Genomic DNA, 2,502 nt, shown 5'->3' with positions numbered 1-2,502 from the left:
CTCGGTCGCCGGGCGACCTTTGACTTCGGGCTGCTCGTCGCGCTCATGTCACAGCTGCTGCAAGCCCTCGAGTTTGCCCACGACCGCGGCGTCGTCCATCGCGATGTCAAACCGTCGAATCTCATCGTCACCGGGCAAGGGTTGCTCAAGGTCGCGGACTTCGGCGTTGCGCGGATCGACACCTCGAATCTGACGGGTGCAGGGGTCGTTGTCGGCACCCCATCGTACATGTCGCCCGAACAATGCATGGGTGAGGCTGTCGACGCTCGCTCGGATCTCTCAGCGTCGGCGTCGTGCTCTATGAACTCGTCACCGGCGAGAAGCCGTTCCGCGGTTCGGTCGAGGGCATCGCGTACAAGATCTGCCGCGAGGACCCGGTGCCGCCTTCGCAGGCTGCATCCGTTGCATTGCCCGATGCGTTCGACGGCTTGCTGGCCAAGGCGCTCGCCAAGCAGCCCGGTGAGCGCTTTCAGAGCGCGCGAGCGTTCAACGACGCGCTGGGCGCGCTGGCGAGCACGGAGATCGAGGACGGCAGCGGCAAGACCGTCGTGAGCCTAGCCAATGTCATGCTCCAGAAACCGCTGCCGGTATTGGACGAGACGACGCTCACGACCGCCGAACGCACGCTCGCGCGCCTGATCGGTCCCCTCGCCAAGGTGATTATTCGCAGGGTGGCAGCGCAAGCGCGCGATCGCGCGCATTTGTGCCTGCTGTTGTCCGAGAACATCAACGATCCGCAACTGCGCACACGTTTCGTCGACATGTTCAGAAAAGCGGTCGGCGAAACGGGGTCCGTCAGCGGCTCATCCCCCGGCAAGCAGAGCATTCCGGGAACGGCGCATCGCTCGTCGGCAGGCGGCACGGTCTCGAGTTCATGCGGAACAACCACTGACGCACTGCTCGACTCGGCCTTCGTCGATGCCGTCAGCGCGCGTCTCGCGGTCTATCTGGGGCCGATCGCCCGCGTCGTCGCCAGGCACGCGCAGCGGAAGGCGAAGAGTCGCAGGGAGTTCGTGACCCTCGTCGCCGACCACCTCGGCACCCAGGATCGCACCGCATTCCTTCGCGAGGTGGGTTACAGCGACGAGTAGCCGGGCCGCTCGCCTGCCGCCGCCCGGCTGCCCGGATCAGGGTTGCGGCGGGATGCGCAGCTTCTGCCCGGGATAGATCTTGTCCGGGTGCGACAGCATCGGCTTGTTTGCCTCGAAGATGGCGTTGTACTTGTTCGGGTCGCCGTAGTATTGCTTGGAGATCTTGGACAGGGTGTCGCCTTTCTGCACCTCGTAGTACTGCGCCTCGGGCTGCGCGTTCACCACAGTCAGCTGATCTTCCACCTTACCGACGCCGGCGACATTGCCCGCAGCCAGCAGAATCTTCTCCTTGGTCGACTGATCCTCGCACGAGCCCGCCACCGTGCACGTCGACGAAGCGCTGTCGAAGGAGACAGTGAGCCCGGAGGCCTGCAGCCCCATGGTCTCGATGTAGTGCTTGATCGCGTCGCCCGCGGCACGATCGAGATCTGCTGGCGTTGCGGCCGTCGCTGCAGCCTTGGCCTCGCCGTGACCGAAGAGCTTCTCGCCCGCGTCCTTGAGAAAAGTCATGAGTCCCATGGCAACCTCCTGTCCGATGCGTGATACCGGCCTCGAGCCGGTGATGGTGGGGAACGACAGACGCCAGCGGTGCGGCCGGAATCCAGATGGAGTGGCGATTGTAAGCGAACAAATGGCCGCGTCCAAACGACGGCAATGCGATCGAACTCGCCGTCGTTTGCCGCATCAAAGCCGGTTGGCCGTGTTGCCGTCGTACCGCCGACCATGCCGACATTTCTCGCCGCCGTCCTCCTTGCTGCCGCGGGCATTGCCACCACTGTCGCGAACGAGCCCATCGTTTCGTCATCGTCGGCTTGTCTGACGGCGGGTCGCTGGTACACACCGGCAGGCGAGCAGACCGTCGCCATCGCCCAGCCAACGCTCCTCGACGAACTCGCCCGCAAGCGCGTGGTGCTGCTGGGAGAACGTCACGACGACGCCGACCACCATCGCTGGCAATTGCAGGTGATTGCAGGATTGCACGCGCAGCGACCCGACCTTGTCATCGGCATGGAAATGCTGCCGCGCAGCCCGCGCTCGACGAGTGGGCGACCGGTCGCCTCACGGAAGGGGAGTTCCTTGCGCGAACCGAGTGGACCCGTGTGTGGGGCTTCGACCCCGGGCTCTATCTGCCGATCCTCCACTTTGCCCGGATCAATCGCATCCCCGTGGTCGCCCTCAACGTGGAGCGCGCAGTCGTGAGCGAAATCGCATCCAAAGGGCTCGGCTCGGTGCCTGTCGATCGCCGCGAAAGCGTGGGAACGCCGGCAGCGGCGGGCAAGGCGTATCGGGAGCGTCTCCGACAGGTATTCCAGGAGCACGGCGCGGGAGAGCGCGCCGCGGCCGAGTTCGATCACTTCGTCGAAGCCCAGCTCTTCTGGGACCGCGCCTTCGCGGAAGCGCTCGCCACTGC

The 2,502-nt window shown here is 65.1% G+C and carries 2 protein-coding genes and 1 pseudogene; 2 read left to right on the top strand and 1 reads right to left on the bottom strand.

Going from position 1 to position 2,502, the window contains the following annotated elements; genetic code table 11:
* The coding region (locus JNK68_12055) for a protein kinase (protein ID MBL8541088.1) at positions 1 to 552 on the top strand (552 nt) is incomplete at its 5' end.
* Positions 553 to 1,127: 575 nt separating this feature from the next.
* On the opposite strand, the gene lysM is transcribed toward JNK68_12055, so the two are convergent.
* Complete coding sequence (gene lysM, locus JNK68_12050; protein MBL8541087.1) at positions 1,128 to 1,610, bottom strand: peptidoglycan-binding protein LysM; 483 nt, start codon at positions 1,608 to 1,610, stop codon at positions 1,128 to 1,130.
* A 204-nt stretch (positions 1,611 to 1,814) separates the two neighbouring features.
* On the opposite strand from lysM, the pseudogene JNK68_12045 reads away from it, so the two are divergent.
* Positions 1,815 to 2,502, top strand: a pseudogene (locus JNK68_12045) (ChaN family lipoprotein).

The sequence above is a fragment of the Betaproteobacteria bacterium genome, from assembly GCA_016791345.1.
Taxonomy (GTDB): Bacteria; Pseudomonadota; Gammaproteobacteria; order Burkholderiales; family JAEUMW01; genus JAEUMW01.
Note: the sequence above shows the minus strand (reverse complement) of the source record. Positions and strands in the feature narration are given on the sequence as shown.

Excerpts from the sequence above, each read along its gene's own strand:
- lysM (MBL8541087.1), bottom strand. The coding sequence starts at position 1,610 with ATGGGACTCATGACTTTTCTCAAGGACGCGGGCGAGAAGCTCTTCGGT.